This window comes from Promicromonospora sp. CA-289599 (assembly GCF_050936155.1).
GTDB lineage: Bacteria > Actinomycetota > Actinomycetes > Actinomycetales > Cellulomonadaceae > Promicromonospora.
Genome location: NZ_JBNJNI010000001.1, coordinates 1,714,492 through 1,729,796 on the forward strand (window position 1 = coordinate 1,714,492; position 15,305 = coordinate 1,729,796).

Here is a 15,305-nt window from a genome sequence, read left to right on the forward strand (position 1 = left end):
CATGCGTCGCTACCTCCTCGTCCGCCTCGGGCAGTCGGCCGTCACCCTCCTGCTGGCGTCCGTGGTGATCTTCCTGGGCGTCCGCATGCTGCCCGGCGACCCCGCGCTCGCGATGGCGGGCGAGGAGGCCACACCGGAACGGCTCGCCATGATCCGCGCCGACCTGGGCCTGGACCAGCCGGTCTGGGTGCAGTACGGACGGTTCCTCGCCGAGGTCGCCTCGGGTGACCTCGGCGAGTCCACCCGCACCGGTGCCTCGGTCGTGAGCATGATCGCGGCCACGCTGCCCGTGACGCTGTGGCTCTCGCTGTACGCGATAGTCGTCGCCGTCGTGTCCGGGGTGGTGCTCGGCCTGCTCGCGGAGCGCTACCGCGGGCGCTGGCCCGAGTGGATGGCGAACGCGGCGGCGCTGACCAGCCTGTCCGTGCCGAACTTCTGGCTCGGCATGCTCGCGATCCTCTACCTGTGCGTCGGGCTCGGGCTGTTCCCGGCCTCGGGCTACGTGCCGCTCACGGAGGATCCCGTGGGCTGGGTGGTGCACCTGACCCTGCCCGCACTCATCCTGGGCACCGGCCTGGCCGCCGTCATCATGCGGCAGACCCGGGCTTCCATGATCGAGACGATGCGGACCGACTACGTCCGCACCGCCCGCGCCAAGGGCCTCGGCCGCACCCGGGTGCTGCTGCGCTACGGACTGCGCAACTCCCTCATCGTCGTGGTCACGATCGCCGGGCTGCAGCTCGGCGGCCTGATCTCCGGGGCGGTGGTCACCGAGCAGATCTTCGCGCTGCCCGGGTTCGGCAAGCTCACGCTCGACGCCGTCTTCCAGCGCGACTACCCCGTCATCCAGGCCATCGTGGTGCTGACCACCGTGGGCTACGTGCTGGTCAACCTCGCCGTGGACGTCCTGTACTCCGTCATCGACCCGCGTATCCGAGTGGGAGGCCGCTCATGACCGTCATCGAGCACGGCGACGTCGCGGCCGGTGCGCCCGGCTTCGCGCCGCCGCGGCGTCTGCTCTCCCGGCTGCGGACCCCCCAGGCGATCACCGGCGCCGTCATGCTCGCGGTAGTCGTGCTGGCCGGGCTGCTCGCGCCGCTGCTCGCGCCGCACGGACCCGCCGAGGTCCACTTCGACGCGCCGTTCCAGCTCCCGGGCACGATCGGCTACGCGCTCGGCACCGACGACCTGGGCCGCGACGTCCTGTCCCGGATGATGTACGGGATCCGGGCCTCGCTCATGGTGGGGGTCGTCGCCGTCGGCCTCGCCGTCGTCGTCGGGACGCCGCTCGGGCTGGCAGCCGGCTACTGGCGGTGGCTCGACGCGCCCGTCTCCCGCCTGACCGACGTGACGCTCGCGTTCCCGTTCCTGATCCTCGCGGTGGGGCTGGCCGCCATCAACGGGCCCAGCCTCTCGGGTGCCGCCGTCTCGCTCGGCATCGCGCAGGTGCCGACCATGGTGCGGGTGGTGCGCGCCGAGACGATGCGGCTCAAGGAGAGCCCGTTCGTGCTGGCGGCCACAGCGATGGACGCGTCCGGGCCGCGGATTCTCGCGCAGCACATCCTGCCGAACTGCCTCTCGGCGATCATCGTGCAGGCCACGGTCATCATGCCGGCGGCGGTGCTGGGCGAGGCGGTGCTCTCGTTCCTGGGGCTCGGCATCCAGCCGCCCACGCCGAGCCTGGGCATCATGCTCTCGGACGCGCAGCAGTACCTGGGCCGCGCGCCCACCGCCGCGCTGTTCCCCGGCCTGGCCATCGTGGGGATCTGTCTCGGTTTCAACCTCCTCGGGGACGCCCTGCGCGACGCCCTCGACCCGTCCACCGACCGTAAGTGAGTGTCATGACGTCGTTCACCCCGCCCACCGCCCCTGCCACGCGCCCCGACCTGACGGGCACGTTCGGGATGGTGGGCTCCACCCACTGGATCGCCACCGCGAGCGCCCAGGCCGTGCTCGAACGGGGCGGCAACGCGTTCGACGCCGCGGTCGCCGGCGCGTTCGTGCTGCACGTCGTGGAGCCGCACCTCAACGGGCCGGGCGGCGACATGACGGGTGTCTTCGTCACCGCGGACGCGCCGTCGGCCCCGCGCGTGCTGATGGGCCAGGGCCCTGCGCCGGCGGGCGCCACGATCGAGCACTTCCGGGCCGAGGGGCTCGACCTCGTGCCGGGTTCGGGGGCGCTGGCGGCGGCGGTGCCGGGCGCCGTCGACGCCTGGCTGCTGCTCCTGCGCGACCACGGCACCTGGGACCTGGGCGACGTGCTGGCGTACGCGGTCGGGTACGCCCGCGACGGGCACCCGGTGCTCGGCCGGGTCAGCTCCACCATCTCCTTGGTCAGCGACCTGTTCCGGGACCACTGGCCCACCTCGGCCGCCCGCTGGCTGCCGGACGGCGCGGCCCCCGCCCCCGGCACGCTCGTGACCAACCCGGAGTACGCCGACCTGCTGGAAGCGGTCGTCTCGGCGGGCTCCGGGGCAGCGAGCCGCGCGAAGGCCATCGACCTCGCCAGGGTGGCCTGGCGCGAGCGCGTGGGCGCGGCCGTCGAGGCGTTCGTCGGCACCCCGCACCGGCATGCCGACGGCGGCGACCACGCGGGCGTCATGACCGCCGCCGACGTCGCCGGCTTCGAGGCCTCCTACGAGGACGCCTGCACCGCGACGTTCCGCGGGTACACCGTCGCCAAGACCGGTGCCTGGGGACAGGGCCCGGCCATGCTCGCGGCGCTCAAGATCCTCGAGGGGTTCGACGACGCCGCGCTCGACCCGTCCACCGAGCTCGGCGCCCACACGGTCCTCGAGGCCCAGAAGCTCGCGATGGCGGACCGCGACGTCTGGTACGGCGACCCCGCCGCCGACTCCGACGACGTGCCGCTGACGTACCTGCTCAGCGAGGAGTACGCGGCCGCGCGGCGGGCCCTGATCGGGGACGCCGCGAGCCACGAGGTGCGCCCCGGCGACGTCCCCGGCCGGACGACGCCGCCCGTGCCCACCCTGCGCACCGAGTACGTGACCAGCGCCCCGGCCGGTTCGCTGCCGGGCGCGCCGACGGGCGGCGCGGCGGCGGGCGTCGGCGAGCCGACGGTCCCGGAGCCCGACTCCCCCGAGCACACCGGCGCCACCCGCGGGGACACGTGCCACATCGACGTCGTGGACCGCTGGGGCAACATGGTCTCGGCCACGCCCTCGGGCGGCTGGCTGCAGTCCTCCCCCACGGTGCCCGGTCTCGGCTTCTGCCTGGGCACGCGGCTGCAGATGACGTGGCTCGACGAGGCGTCGCCGTCGGCCCTGGTCCCCGGACGGCGGCCGCGGACCACGCTCACGCCCACGCTCGTGCTGCGCGACGGCGAGCCGCTGATCGCGCTCGGCTCCCCGGGCGGCGACCAGCAGGACCAGTGGCAGCTGCTGTTCCTGCTCCGGGTGCTCGTCGGTGGGTACACGCCGCAGCAGGCGATCGACGCACCGGCCCTGCACACGACGTCGTTCCCCGGCTCGTTCTGGCCGCGCACCTGGACGCCGGGCGGCGCCGTGGTGGAGGACCGGCTCGGTGCCGACGTCATCGCCGCCCTGGTGCGCCGCGGGCACGTCGTGACCCGGGCCGGCGACTGGGCGCTGGGGCGCCTGTCGGCCGTGACCCGTGACCCTGCGACCGGGCTGCTCGGAGCCGCCGCCAACCCGAGAGGGGCGCAGGGTTATGCCGCAGGACGCTGACACCACGCCGCTCCTGTCCGTCCGGGGGCTGAGCGTCGCCTACGGCGACATCCCCGTCGTGCGCGACGTCGACCTCGACGTCGCACGCGGCGAGCGGGTCGCGATCGTGGGCCAGTCCGGCTCGGGCAAGTCGACGGTCGTCGCCGCACTCCTGCGGCTGCTGCCCGGCGCCGGCCGCCTCACCGGGGGCACCATCAGCCTCGACGGCGAGGACCTCGCCTCCGCCGGCGAGGCCCGCATGCGCGCCGTCCGGGGCGGCCGGATCGCCCTGGTGCCGCAGGACCCGGGCACCAACCTCAACCCGGCCATGCGGCTCGGCGACCAGGTGGCCGACGCACTGCGTGCCGACGGTATGCGCGGTGACGCCGTCCGGCAGCGCGTCGTCGAGCTGCTGGCCGAGGCCGGCGTGCCCGAGCCGGAGCGGCGCGCCAAGCAGTTCCCGCACGAGTTCTCGGGCGGCATGCGCCAGCGCGTGCTCATCGCGATGGCGCTGGCCCGGCAGCCCGAGCTGCTGCTCGCCGACGAGCCGACGTCGGCCCTGGACGTCACGGTGCAGCGGCGCATCCTCGACCACCTGGTGGCGCTGGCCGAGGCCCACGGGACCGCCATGATCCTGGTCACGCACGACCTGGGGCTCGCCGCCGACCGGGCCGACCGGGTGATCGTCATGCTCGACGGCCGGGTCGTCGAGCAGGGCACCCCCGAGCAGGTCCTGCGTTCGCCGCAGCACGAGTACACGCGGCGGCTGGTCGCGGCGGCGCCGGCCGCCGTCGTCACGCAGGGCGGGGAGACCCGGGGGCCGGTGGCTCCGGTGGCTCCGGTGGAGCGCGCCGCGGGCGCCGACGTCGTCACCGTGCGGGACCTGGTCAAGGAGTACCGGGTGCGTGGGCGGGGCGGGCTGCTGCGGGCCGTGGACCACGTGTCGTTCACGGTCCCGCGCGGCGGGACGACCGCGCTGGTCGGCGAGTCCGGATCGGGCAAGACCACCGTCTCCCGCATCCTCCTCGGACTGGAGACACCGACCAGCGGGGCGGCCCTGGTGGACGGAAGGAGCATCGCCGGGGCCGCGCGCACCGAGCGGCACGCCCTGCGGCGACGCGTGCAACCCGTGTTCCAGGACCCGTACGCCTCGCTCGACCCCACGCACACCGTCGAGCGGATCGTCGACGAGCCCTTGCGGATCTTCGGCGTCGGCGACCGCGACTCGCGGCGCACGCGGGTCGCCGACCTGCTGGACCAGGTGGCGCTCCCGCGGGACGTGGCGCACCGGCACCCGGGCGAGCTGTCCGGCGGGCAGCGTCAGCGCGTCGCCATCGCGCGGGCGCTGGCGCCCGAGCCGGAGCTGCTCGTGCTCGACGAGGCGGTCTCCGCCCTCGACGTCCTGGTCCAGGAGCAGATCCTGGAGCTGCTGGGTGACCTGCAGGAACGGCTGGGGGTGTCGTACCTGTTCATCAGCCACGACCTCGCAGTGGTCCGCGGCATAGCGGATAATGTGGTGGTGCTGCGGCAAGGCCGCGTCGAGGAGCAAGGGGCGGTCGACGACGTGTTCCACTCCCCGAGCGCCGAGTACACCCGCGACCTGCTAGGAGCTATCCCCGGTGCCGCTTTCGTCCGATGAGCCCGTGCTCGCCGACCCCATGCCGACCGGCGGCGTGCCGACCGGCGGTCGGCCGGTGTCGGTCCAGGACGCGATCCGGCGGGACATCATCGCCGGCGTCCTGACCCCCGGTGCTCGTATCACCGAGGCGTCGCTGGCCCAGCGCTACGTCGTCTCGCGGGTCCCTGTCCGGGAGGCGCTGCGCGGCCTGGAGAGCGAGGGTTTCATCGATTCCCGGCCGCACGTGGGCTCGCGGGTGGCACCCATCCCGGTGCACGACGCCGACGACCTCTTCGCGGTGCGCGAGGCCCTCGAGGTGGCGACGGCCCGCAGCGCCGCCCGCCGGGCGGCCGCGCTCTACTCGGGCGACGAGAGCCCCGAGAGCTGGTGGCACATCCGCCGCGAGATCGCCGCCCTGCTCGACGCCGGTGACGCGCACGTGGCGGCCGACGACCTGGATCCCCTGGTCGCCATCAACGACCAGATCCACATCGCCATCGCCGAGCTCAGCGGCAGCGCGACGATGACCCGGCTGCTGCGCCAGCTCTCGTGGAAGATCGAGTGGCTCTACGCCGCCGCGGTGCAGCCGCGGGGCAAGCGGCTCTGGCCCGAGCACCGCGTGATCGTGAGCGCCATCGACGCGGGCGACGGCGAGCGCGCCGCGGCGCTGATGGCCGCGCACGTGCGCGAGTCCCGCATCGGCTACCTGCTGCGGTACGGCGTCACGACCCCGAGCTCCGACCCGGTGGTCGCGGCAGCGGTGGAGGAACGCCGGACGGCCGGCACGGGGGTCGCACGACCGTGAGCGCGAAGCGATTCCCCCAGCGCGTCTACCGGGACGGCGAAGAGCCGGACCCCCGGTTCAGCCTCGCCAACGAGCGCACGTTCCTGGCCTGGCTGCGCACGGCGCTCGGGTTGTACGCGGGCGCGTTCGCGCTCGAGGCGCTCTCGCTGCCCGCCGCGACCGGCTGGCGCGTGGCCGCCGCCGGTGTCTTCCTCGTGCTGGGCACCGTCGCCGCGGTGCAGGCCTGGCTCGGCTGGGCCGCCACCGAGACGGCGCTGCGCCTGGGCCGGCCGCTCCCCGGCCTCGCCGTCGGCGCGCTGCTCGTCGTGGGCATCGTCGTCGCGGTCGCGCTGGTGGCCATCGGGCTGTTCGTATGAGCCGGGAGGCCGGCGAGGACGGCGTCTACGACTCCGGCCTGCAGACCGAGCGCACCCTGCTCGCCTGGCGCCGCACATGCCTCGCCTTCGGGGTGGCCAGCGTCGTCGCCATGCGCTTCACGGTGGAGTCCGCCGGTGTCCTCGCGGTCTTCGCGGGCGTGATCGGTACCGGCCTGGCGGTCGCCGCCTATGTCGCGGCCGCGATCGGCTACCGCCGGGCCAACGCCGCGCTGCACACCACCGGTTCCCTCGACCACGGCGCCGCCCCCATCGCCCTCGCCACGGCCGCTGCCCTGGTCCTCGGTGCGGCCTGTGCGGGATACCTGATCCTGGGCGCGCTGAGCGACTGACCCCTCGGGGGACGGCCGCTGGTCAGCAGCGACCCCTACACACTGCCCGCCATCACCGGCGTGTCGCGTGCAGTGTGTAGGGGTGGACGGTCCGGGTTCGCCTGCCTCACATGGACGCGCGCCCGTCACGAATCAGTTCCGCAGCCCTCGGGGCCTCAACCGTCAAGCTCTTGAGCACGATCTCGGGATCGGCGTTCTTCCACGTCCGCGCAATCGCATCGACGATGGTGGTGACGACGGTCGAGTGCTCCTGAACGAGGCCGACCAGGAAGTCGTCGGGGTGCTCAGCAATCAGTCCGTACGGCGCCAACGCTGATGCAGGGAAGTCCCGTAGGTTCTTGGTCACGATCACCTTCGCCCCACCGGTGATCGCGGCGGCCAGAACGTGCCGGTCGTCACGGTCCGGCAGGTCCAACGTGCCGATGAGGCCCTGATGGCCGGTGACAAGTACGTCGCGCAGGGCACGATTCATCAGATCCCGAGTTCGCCCGAGCTGTTCAGCACCGAGATCAGGACGATTGGCCCGCAGGTTCCGGAACGTCTCGTCCAGGATCTGGTCGCTCCACTTCGGACGGACCAGCTGCGCGACGCCGACGCGGATCAAGACGTCACGCAACGTGGACGGGTACAGCACGTTCGCGTCGTACAGCGCCACTACCGACATCAGGTCAGACCGAGGTCATAGGTCTCTGCCGAGAGTGCATCAGCTGCGGCCAGGCGTTCGGCGTCGTCAGCGCGCATGTACTCGACCAACGAGGAAGCCTTGACTCGGCGATGCGTGCCCACGGTGCGGTACGCGATCTTGCCCTGCTCCAGCAACCCGATCAGGAACGGGCGCGACACGTTCAGGGCGTCAGCAGCCTGCTGCGTGGTCAGTTCCGCCTGCGCCGGGAGCACGGTCACACCCTCGCCGTGCGCAAAAGCGGAGAGCACCTGCGCCAACGCACTGAGCGCTGACCTTGGTACGACGATGTCGGCGCCCTCTTCGACCCGAAGATGGACAGGGCCGTCCGTAGCAGGCGCGGCACCGAGCGCGCGCAGCGCAGACCGAGCCAGCTCCGCATCAGCGGGCCCCGGGATGAGGGGTGTTGCCTCGCTCATCACAAACCTCCAGTCGCAACAGTCGAATCAGACGCAACAAACGAAGCGTAGATGACCGGCAACCGCACATCAACGACAATGGAACCCGCGCGACCACGGCGACCCCTACACACTGCCCGCCATCACCGGCGTGTCGTGTGCAGTGTGTGGGGGTGGACGGTCCGGACTCAGAACGTCCGGTAGGTCCAGCGGCCCGCCAGCAGGGTGCCCGCTACCGGCATCTTCCGCAGCGCGTCCGCCGCGCCCGCAGCCCCGGCCCCGTCCCCATCGGCGTCGGCGGCGTCGGCCTCCAGCGGGTCGCCATCCAGGACCACCAGGTCCGCCGGGCCGCCCGCCGCCGGATACAGCCCGCGCCCGTCCGTCGAGGCCTCCAGCGCGGTCCGCGGCCCGATCCGCTGCTCGGGGTGCCACGGTTCGCGCCCGTCCCGGGCACGGCTGACGGCCGCCGCGATCGCGGCCCAGGGGTCGAGGGGCGCGACCGGGGCGTCCGAGCCCAGCGCGAGCACCGCCCCGGCGTCGGCCAGGGAGCCGTACGGGAAGGCACGCCCGGTGCGGCCGGCCCAGTGCCGGTCGGCGACGTCGCGGTCGTCCATGGCGTGCTCGGGCTGGACGGATGCGATCACCCCGAGCTCGGCGAACCGGGCGAGGTCGGCGGCGTCGAGCAGCTGGGCGTGCTCGACCGAGCCGCGCGCGCCCGTCGCGGCGAACGCGTCCAGCGCGAGGGCGTTGGCGTGGTCGCCGATCGCGTGGATCGCGCACCGCAGCCCGCCGTCGTGGGCGCGCTTCATGAGCGGGACCAGGCCCTCGGGCGGCACCGACAGGATCCCGTGCGCCTCTGGCCCCGTCAGGCCGGGATAAGCATCCCGGCAGTAGGCGGTGCGGGTGTTGAGCGAGCCGTCCGTGACCACCTTGTACGGCCCCTGCTCCAGCAGGCCGCCCGTGCCCGGCAGCACGTCGCCGGTGTGCAGGCCCTCAGCGAGGACGTCGTCGAGCCAGGACGTCCAGACGCCGGCCCGGACGCGCAGCGCGTCGAAACCCCCGGCGAACCGGCGACGCCAGGAGGTCAGGTTGTCGGTGATCTCCAGGTCGACGACGCCGACCACGCCCCGGGCCGCGGCGGCAGCGGCGGCGTCGGCCACCCAGGTGTCGGCGAGGTCCTCGGGCGCCCGGTCGACGGCGACGGCCAGCGGCAGCCACTCGCTCTCCCGCAGCACACCGGTGGGGTGTGCGTCGACGCCGACGAACCCCAGGCCAGCGGTGCTGAGCCAGGCGCAGTGCAGATCCCCGGACATGAGCACCACCGGAACGGAGCCCGCCACGGCGTCGAGCAGCGCGGCGGTAGGGACGTCCGGCCACAGGCCGTCCCGGAACCCGTAGCCGACCAGCGCGGTCCCCGGCTCGGGCAGACCGTCGGCGAGGCGGTCGCGCACGAGCGCCACCACCTCGGCCGCGGAGCCGGCGCCGGACAGGTCGAGCCGGCGCCGCACCAGCGCCCACTGCGTGAGATGGACGTGCTTGTCCCAGAGACCGGGCAGGACGGTACGCCCGTCGAGGTCGACGCGTTCCACCGTCCGGGCGCCCGCCCCGGCAAGAGTGCCGGACGGCGCCACCGCCCGCACCACGCCGTCGGACACCAGCAGGTCAAAAAGCTCGGCACGCCCGCCGTCGATCAGGCGGGCGCCCGTGAGCAGCATCGGCTCCGCGAGGCTCACGACTGGTCCGGTCTACGGTCGAGCTCGGCCCGCAGCTCCGCCGCGAGCGCGGGCTGCGCGTAGTGCGGGTCGGACTCCAGCGCCGCCACGACACGTTCCGCGACGGCGCGCGGCTTGTCCTGGCTGAGCTTGGCCTTGCCCTGCCATCCGGTGACCCGCAGGCGGAACCCCGCGGCGCCCTTGGCGATGCGCCGCGCGTACTCCTCGACGCGGGGCAACCGGACCGGGTCGGGGAGCACAGACTCGTACCTGTCGACGGTGTCGGACAGGATCGCGTACGACTCGTCGGGCCCGAGCAGCTCGACGGTGCAGCGCAGGTGGACCGCCACGTAGTTCCACGTCGGCACGGCGGGCGTCATGTCGTACCAGCCGGGCGACACGTAGCCGTGCGGTCCCTGGACGACGAGCAGCGACTCGCGTCCGCTGTGGAACCCGTGCAGCACCTCGTCCGGCCGGCCGACGTGGCTGAGCAGGCTCATCGGCTCCCCCGGCGGTGTGTCCTCCAGCAGGACCGGCAGGTGGGAGGCGACGGGCGCGCCGTCGTCGGCGACCGAGACCAGGGTGGCCCAGCCGTGGGTGCGGACGAGCTCGCGCACGCGGGCCTCGTCCTCGATCCGGTAGTCGCGGTTGTCGATCACAGGGTCATCGAACCATCACGTGCTCCCGGCCGGGACGCACCGGTGCGACGAAAGCACCGCGGGGCGAAAAAGTAGGTTTCGCGCTCGTATCTTCTGCCCAGATCCGATGGCAATTCTCGCCAGGACGCGTAAGTTGCCCTAGGGCCCCGCACGGGGGCTCATACGTCACCACAGGAGAGTGAACATGCGCATCTCCCACTCCCGCAGAGCACTCGCGGTCGCCACAGCGACGGCGCTCGCGCTCAGCGTGTTCGGCAGCGCAGCCGGAAACGCGGCCGACGAGCCGGAGTCGACGCCCGTCCCGATCGTCACGCCGGACGGAGCACTGTTCTCGTACGTCGTGAACACGGAGCGCGCCGGCGCCCGGGACACCATCCTCGCGGTCAAGGCGATCAAGCGGGCCGACGGCGTCGTCGTCCAGGCCTGGCCGCAGATCGGCGTGCTCGTCGTCCACTCCGCGAACGGCTCGTTCCGCGAGGACGTGCTCACCGCCGACCGCGTCGGCGTCGTCGAGTCGGTCGGCGCCACCCGCACCGTCTCGCCGACCGAGGGCACGCCGGGCGCCGAGACCGCCGCTGGAGCCAAGAAGAGCAAGACCGTCGTGGGCCAGGCGAAGAAGGACACCACCGGCTGGACCGTCGACGAGCCGGCCGGCACCACCGCCGTCCCCGACCCGGGCGAGGCGACGCAGTGGGACATGACGATGATCAAGGCTGACCAGGCCATCGAGGTCAACCCCGGCTCGTCCCGCGTCACCGTCGGCGTGCTGGACTCCGGGATCGACGCGTCGCACCCCGACCTGGCCACCCAGGTCGACGCCGACCAGTCGGTGAACTGCACGGACGGCGGCAAGCCGGACACCTCGGCGACCGGCTGGCTGCCGACCACGTCGGACCACGGCACGCACGTCGCCGGCACCATCGCCGCGGCGCAGAACGGCGTCGGCATCGTGGGCGTGGCCCCGGGCGTCAAGATGGCCTCGGTCAAGGTGGTGAACGACGACGGGTACATCTACCCCGAGTACGCGGTCTGCGGCTTCATCTGGGCGGGCCTGCACCGCATGGACGTCACGAACAACTCGTACTACATCGACCCGTTCATGTACTGGTGCGAGGACCAGCCCGACCAGGCTGCCGCGAAGGAGGCCGTGCGCCGCGCGGTGGACTTCTCGACGAAGCGGGGCGTGGTGCACGCCGCCGCGGCGGGCAACGCGGCCACCGACCTGGCCAACAACACCACCGACGCGTCGAGCCCCAACGACTCGGCTGCCGTGAACCGGGTGATCAACTCCGGCTGCGAGGACATCCCCGCTGAGCTGGACGGCGTCGTGACGGTCTCGTCCCTGACCCAGGCCACGAACCTCAGCTCGTTCTCGAACCGCGGCCTCGGCAAGATCGACGTCTCCGCCCCGGGCAGCGCGATCCTGTCCACGGAGCTCGACGGCACCTGGGACCTCAAGAGCGGCACGTCGATGGCGTCCCCGCACGTCGCGGGCGTGCTCGCGCTCATGAAGTCGGCGCACCCGCGCTGGAGCCCGGCCAAGCTGGAGGCGGCCGTCCGCAACCAGGCCGACGACCACGAGTGCACCACCACGACGGCCGGGCCGGCCTGCGTGGGCACGCTGGACGAGAACAGCTTCTACGGTGACGGCATCACCGACGCCCTGGACGCCGTGACGGTCAAGTAGGTCCTCGAGCAGTTCGGACCAGCAGAGCAGAAGGGCCGCCGACGCAGGTCGGCGGCCCTTCTGTCGCGCTCCCGTGGAACGGGTCGCGGTCGCTCAGTACTGGTGAGCGGGCCCGCCGATCATGCCGGCGGCGACCGTCTTGTTGGTCGCCTCGTCCACGAGGATGAACGCGCCCGTCTGCCGGTTGGTCTGGTAGGCGTCCACGAAGAGCGGCTGGGTCACCCGCAGCCGGATCCGCGCCATCTCGTTCAGCTTGATCTCGGTCGCGTCCTCGTCACGGTGCAGGGTGTTGACGTCGACGCGGTAGTTGATGTTCTTGACCAGCGCTCGCGCCCACCGGGTGGTGTGCTTGATCGCGTACTTCTTGCCCTGCACCAGCGACGCCGACTCGTCCATCCAGCAGATCTGGGCGTCGATGTCCTGCGTGACCGTCGGTGCGTTGTTCGGGCGGCAGATCATGTCGCCGCGCGAGATGTCGATCTCGTCCGCCAGGCGCACGGTCACCGACATGGGCGGGTACGCCTCCTCGACCGGGCCGTCCGCCGTGTCGATGGACGCGATGGTCGTCTCCAGGCCGGCCGGGAGGGCCAGCACGCGGTCGCCGGGCTTCATGACGCCGGACGCGACTGTGCCCGCGTAACCGCGGTAGTCGCGCGTGTCGTTCTGCTGCGGCCGGATCACGTACTGCACCGGGAACCGCACGTCGACCAGGTTGCGGTCGGAGGCGACGTGCAGCCGCTCGAGGTGGCTGAGCAGCGGCGAGCCGTCGAACCACTGCATGTTCTCGGACCGGGTCACCACGTTGTCGCCCGCCAGGGCGGACACCGGGATGAACGTCAGGTCCGGTACCCGCAGGCGGGAGGCGAACTCGGTGAACTCGGCCCGGATCCGCTCGAAGACCTGCTCGTCGTAGTCGACCAGGTCCATCTTGTTCACGCAGACCACGATGTGCGGCACGCCCAGCAGCGTGGCGAGGAACGTGTGCCGGCGCGACTGCTCGACGACGCCCTTGCGTGCGTCGATGAGAATGAGCGCCACGTCCGCCGTCGAGGCGCCGGTGACCATGTTCCGCGTGTACTGGATGTGACCAGGCGTGTCCGCGATGATGAACTTGCGCTTGGGCGTCGCGAAGTAGCGGTACGCCACGTCGATGGTGATGCCCTGCTCGCGCTCGGCACGCAGGCCGTCCGTCAGGAGCGACAGGTCCGCGTAGTCGTCGCCGCGGTCCTTGCTGACCTGCTCCACCGACTCGAGCTGGTCGGCGAAGATCGACTTGCTGTCGAACAGCAGCCGGCCGATCAGCGTGGACTTGCCGTCGTCGACCGAGCCGGCCGTCGCGAACCGCAGGAGGTCGCCGCTGACGACGTCGTGCGCCTCAGGAGCTGAACCCTTCTCCGGGAGAGTCGTCGTCATCAGAAGTAGCCTTCCTTCTTGCGGTCTTCCATCGCGGCCTCGCTCACCTTGTCGTCGCCGCGCGTGGCGCCGCGCTCGGTGAGGCGCACCGCCGCGACCTCCTCGACGACGTCGCGCAGCGTGGTCGCGGTGGACTCGACGCACGCCGTGAGGTTCGCGTCACCGACCGTGCGGTAGCGCGTGGACAGGACCTTCGGGGTCTCGCCGTCCCTGAGCGGAGTGAAGTCGTTGACCTCGTAGAGCATGCCGGCCCGCTCGACGACCTCGCGCTCCTTGGCGAGGTACAGGTCGGGCAGGTCGATGTTCTCGGCCTCGATGTAGGCCCAGATGTCCAGCTCGGTCCAGTTGGACAGCGGGAACACCCGGATGGACTCGCCCTGGTGGACGCGGCCGTTGTACAGGTTCCAGATCTCGGGACGCTGGTTCTTCGGGTCCCACTGGCCGAAGTCGTCGCGGAAGGAGAACACGCGCTCCTTGGCGCGGGCCTTCTCCTCGTCGCGCCGGCCGCCGCCGAACAGGGCGTCGAAGCCGTGCTTCTCCGCGGCCTCCAGCAGCACCGGCGTCTGGATCCGGTTGCGGGAACCGTTCGGCTCCTCCTGCACGAGGCCGCGGTCGATCGCCTCCTGGACCGAGGCGACGACGAGCTGCACGCCCGTCCGCTCGACCCACCGGTCCCGGCAGTCGAGCACGGTCTGGAAGTTCAGCCCGGTGTCGACGTGCATGATCGGGAACGGGACCCGGGCCGGCGCGAACGCCTTGACGGCCAGGTGCAGCATGACGATGGAGTCCTTGCCGCCGGAGAACAGCAGACACGGCCGTCCCATCTCGGCCACCACCTCGCGCATGATGTGGATGCTCTCGGCTTCCAGGCTGCGCAGCTGGCTCAGGACGTGACTCTTCACTCCTCAGGCACCTTCCTTGCGATCTGCCCCGACCACGGACGCGACACCGACGGTGTCGAGCAGCTCACGCAGGTGCGGAGCCAGGGCCGGGGGGCATACGAACAGGTCAGGGAGCCAGGGGCTCTCCCGGTTGTACTCGAGCTCGGATCCGTCGAGCCGGGTGCAGACGAGCCCTCGCGACCGTGCCACGGCCACGGGTGCCGCGGAGTCCCACTCGTACTGCCCACCACCGTGGACATAGGCATCAACTGTACCGTCGGCGACGGCCATCATCTTGACGCCGGCCGAGCCCATCGGCACGAGCTCGACGTCGTCGCGCTCGGCCAGGGCGGCCACGAATGCGGGCGGTCGGCTGCGGCTCGCGGCGATCCGGAGCGGACGGGCGCCTGCCAGGACGGCGTCGCCGTCGTCCGCCGGACCGACGACGTCCGCGGTGGTCATGACCTGCTCGCGGGCGGGCAGGGCCACGGCTCCGACGGTGAGGCCGGCCCCGCGCTCCCAGAGCGCGACGTGGACGGCGAAGTCGTCGCGCCACTGTCCGGCCCGGGGCCCGTCGGTGTGCCGTTCGGCGAACTCTCTGGTCCCGTCGAGCGGGTCGATGATCCACACCCGGTCCGCGGCGGTGCGGGACGCGTCGTCCTTCGCCTCCTCCGAGAGGACGGCGTCGGCGGGACGGGCGGCGGTCAGCGCTGCGGCGAGCCATGCCTGAGCCGCGGCGTCACCGGCGTCCTTGAATTCCTTGGCCACGAACGAGCCGTCGGCGGCGTCGACCTCGGCACGGAGCGCGAGGAGCACCTCCGCCGCTCCCGCGGCGAGTGCGTCGGCAAGGGCGTCGTCATCGAGCGACGCCTGAGGGAGCGTAGGGAACGGCGCGTTCATCGATCTCCAGGGTGGACGTCTTCTCCGGGGATCCGGCCGTCCTGCGCGGCCCGGCCCTCGACAGGGGCCAAGGAGCGGTAGGTGGAGGTCCGGCGGACGCGCCGAGGCTACCATTCCGCCATGTCGTCCAGTGCTAGCGCACATTTTCTCACCCCTCA

At 72.3% G+C, this 15,305-nt stretch carries 15 protein-coding genes; 8 read left to right on the plus strand and 7 right to left on the minus strand.

Annotation, left to right across the window (positions count from 1 at the left end; translation table 11 throughout):
• Position 1 precedes the first annotated feature (1 nt).
• The 7 genes from ACQEVI_RS07550 to ACQEVI_RS07580 are packed head-to-tail and all read left to right on the plus strand — an operon-like array spanning position 2 to position 6,815.
• Positions 2-955, plus strand: a complete 954-nt coding sequence (locus tag ACQEVI_RS07550) for an ABC transporter permease (RefSeq protein ID WP_432896370.1) — start codon at positions 2-4, stop codon at positions 953-955.
• On the plus strand, positions 952-1,836 hold the full coding sequence (locus ACQEVI_RS07555; protein WP_432896372.1) for an ABC transporter permease: 885 nt from the start codon (positions 952-954) through the stop codon (positions 1,834-1,836). Before ACQEVI_RS07550 ends, ACQEVI_RS07555 begins: the two co-directional genes overlap by 4 nt.
• Before the next feature lie 5 nt (positions 1,837-1,841).
• Positions 1,842-3,707, plus strand: a complete 1,866-nt coding sequence (locus ACQEVI_RS07560) for a gamma-glutamyltransferase family protein (RefSeq protein WP_432896375.1) — start codon at positions 1,842-1,844, stop codon at positions 3,705-3,707.
• Positions 3,691-5,325: a dipeptide ABC transporter ATP-binding protein gene (locus ACQEVI_RS07565; RefSeq protein ID WP_432896377.1), complete on the plus strand. Its 1,635-nt coding sequence runs from the start codon at positions 3,691-3,693 to the stop codon at positions 5,323-5,325. The genes ACQEVI_RS07560 and ACQEVI_RS07565 overlap by 17 nt, the downstream gene beginning before the upstream one ends.
• Positions 5,306-6,109 (plus strand): GntR family transcriptional regulator, encoded by an 804-nt coding sequence (locus tag ACQEVI_RS07570; protein ID WP_432896380.1) that lies wholly within the window; start codon positions 5,306-5,308, stop codon positions 6,107-6,109. The genes ACQEVI_RS07565 and ACQEVI_RS07570 overlap by 20 nt, the downstream gene beginning before the upstream one ends.
• Positions 6,106-6,465, plus strand: a complete 360-nt coding sequence (locus ACQEVI_RS07575; RefSeq protein WP_432896383.1) for a YidH family protein — start codon at positions 6,106-6,108, stop codon at positions 6,463-6,465. Before ACQEVI_RS07570 ends, ACQEVI_RS07575 begins: the two co-directional genes overlap by 4 nt.
• The gene (locus tag ACQEVI_RS07580) at positions 6,462-6,815 is read left to right on the plus strand and encodes a DUF202 domain-containing protein (protein WP_432896386.1); all 354 of its coding nucleotides are present in this window, start codon (positions 6,462-6,464) and stop codon (positions 6,813-6,815) included. The genes ACQEVI_RS07575 and ACQEVI_RS07580 overlap by 4 nt, the downstream gene beginning before the upstream one ends.
• 106 nt (positions 6,816-6,921) lie before the next feature.
• On the opposite strand, the gene ACQEVI_RS07585 is transcribed toward ACQEVI_RS07580, so the two are convergent.
• The 4 genes from ACQEVI_RS07585 to ACQEVI_RS07600 form a co-directional block, all read right to left on the minus strand.
• Positions 6,922-7,470 carry a PIN domain-containing protein gene (locus tag ACQEVI_RS07585; protein WP_432896388.1) on the minus strand — a complete coding sequence of 183 codons (549 nt, stop codon included), beginning with the start codon at positions 7,468-7,470 and terminating at the stop codon, positions 6,922-6,924.
• Positions 7,471-7,478: 8 nt separating this feature from the next.
• Positions 7,479-7,916 (minus strand): helix-turn-helix domain-containing protein, encoded by a 438-nt coding sequence (locus ACQEVI_RS07590; protein ID WP_432896391.1) that lies wholly within the window; start codon positions 7,914-7,916, stop codon positions 7,479-7,481.
• A 167-nt stretch (positions 7,917-8,083) separates the two neighbouring features.
• The gene (locus ACQEVI_RS07595) at positions 8,084-9,610 is read right to left on the minus strand and encodes an amidohydrolase (protein ID WP_432905848.1); all 1,527 of its coding nucleotides are present in this window, start codon (positions 9,608-9,610) and stop codon (positions 8,084-8,086) included.
• 14 nt (positions 9,611-9,624) lie between these two features.
• The gene (locus ACQEVI_RS07600; RefSeq protein WP_432896394.1) at positions 9,625-10,266 is read right to left on the minus strand and encodes an FMN-binding negative transcriptional regulator; all 642 of its coding nucleotides are present in this window, start codon (positions 10,264-10,266) and stop codon (positions 9,625-9,627) included.
• 184 nt (positions 10,267-10,450) lie between these two features.
• Here ACQEVI_RS07600 and ACQEVI_RS07605 point away from each other — a divergent pair, with 184 nt between their 5' ends.
• A complete protein-coding gene (locus tag ACQEVI_RS07605) occupies positions 10,451-11,953 on the plus strand; it encodes a S8 family peptidase (protein WP_432896395.1) in 1,503 nt (500 codons plus the stop codon).
• A 93-nt stretch (positions 11,954-12,046) separates the two neighbouring features.
• On the opposite strand, the gene cysN is transcribed toward ACQEVI_RS07605, so the two are convergent.
• Genes cysN through ACQEVI_RS07620 form a run of 3 tightly spaced genes read right to left on the minus strand, consistent with a single transcriptional unit; the run spans position 12,047 to position 15,147 of the window.
• A complete protein-coding gene (gene cysN / locus ACQEVI_RS07610) occupies positions 12,047-13,366 on the minus strand; it encodes a sulfate adenylyltransferase subunit CysN (RefSeq protein WP_432896399.1) in 1,320 nt (439 codons plus the stop codon).
• Positions 13,366-14,268 carry a sulfate adenylyltransferase subunit CysD gene (gene cysD, locus ACQEVI_RS07615; RefSeq protein WP_432896403.1) on the minus strand — a complete coding sequence of 301 codons (903 nt, stop codon included), beginning with the start codon at positions 14,266-14,268 and terminating at the stop codon, positions 13,366-13,368. The genes cysN and cysD overlap by 1 nt, the downstream gene beginning before the upstream one ends.
• A 3-nt stretch (positions 14,269-14,271) precedes the next feature.
• Entirely contained in the window at positions 14,272-15,147 is an 876-nt protein-coding gene (locus tag ACQEVI_RS07620; protein ID WP_432896406.1) for a 3'(2'),5'-bisphosphate nucleotidase CysQ, read from the minus strand.
• Positions 15,148-15,305: the final 158 nt, after the last annotated feature.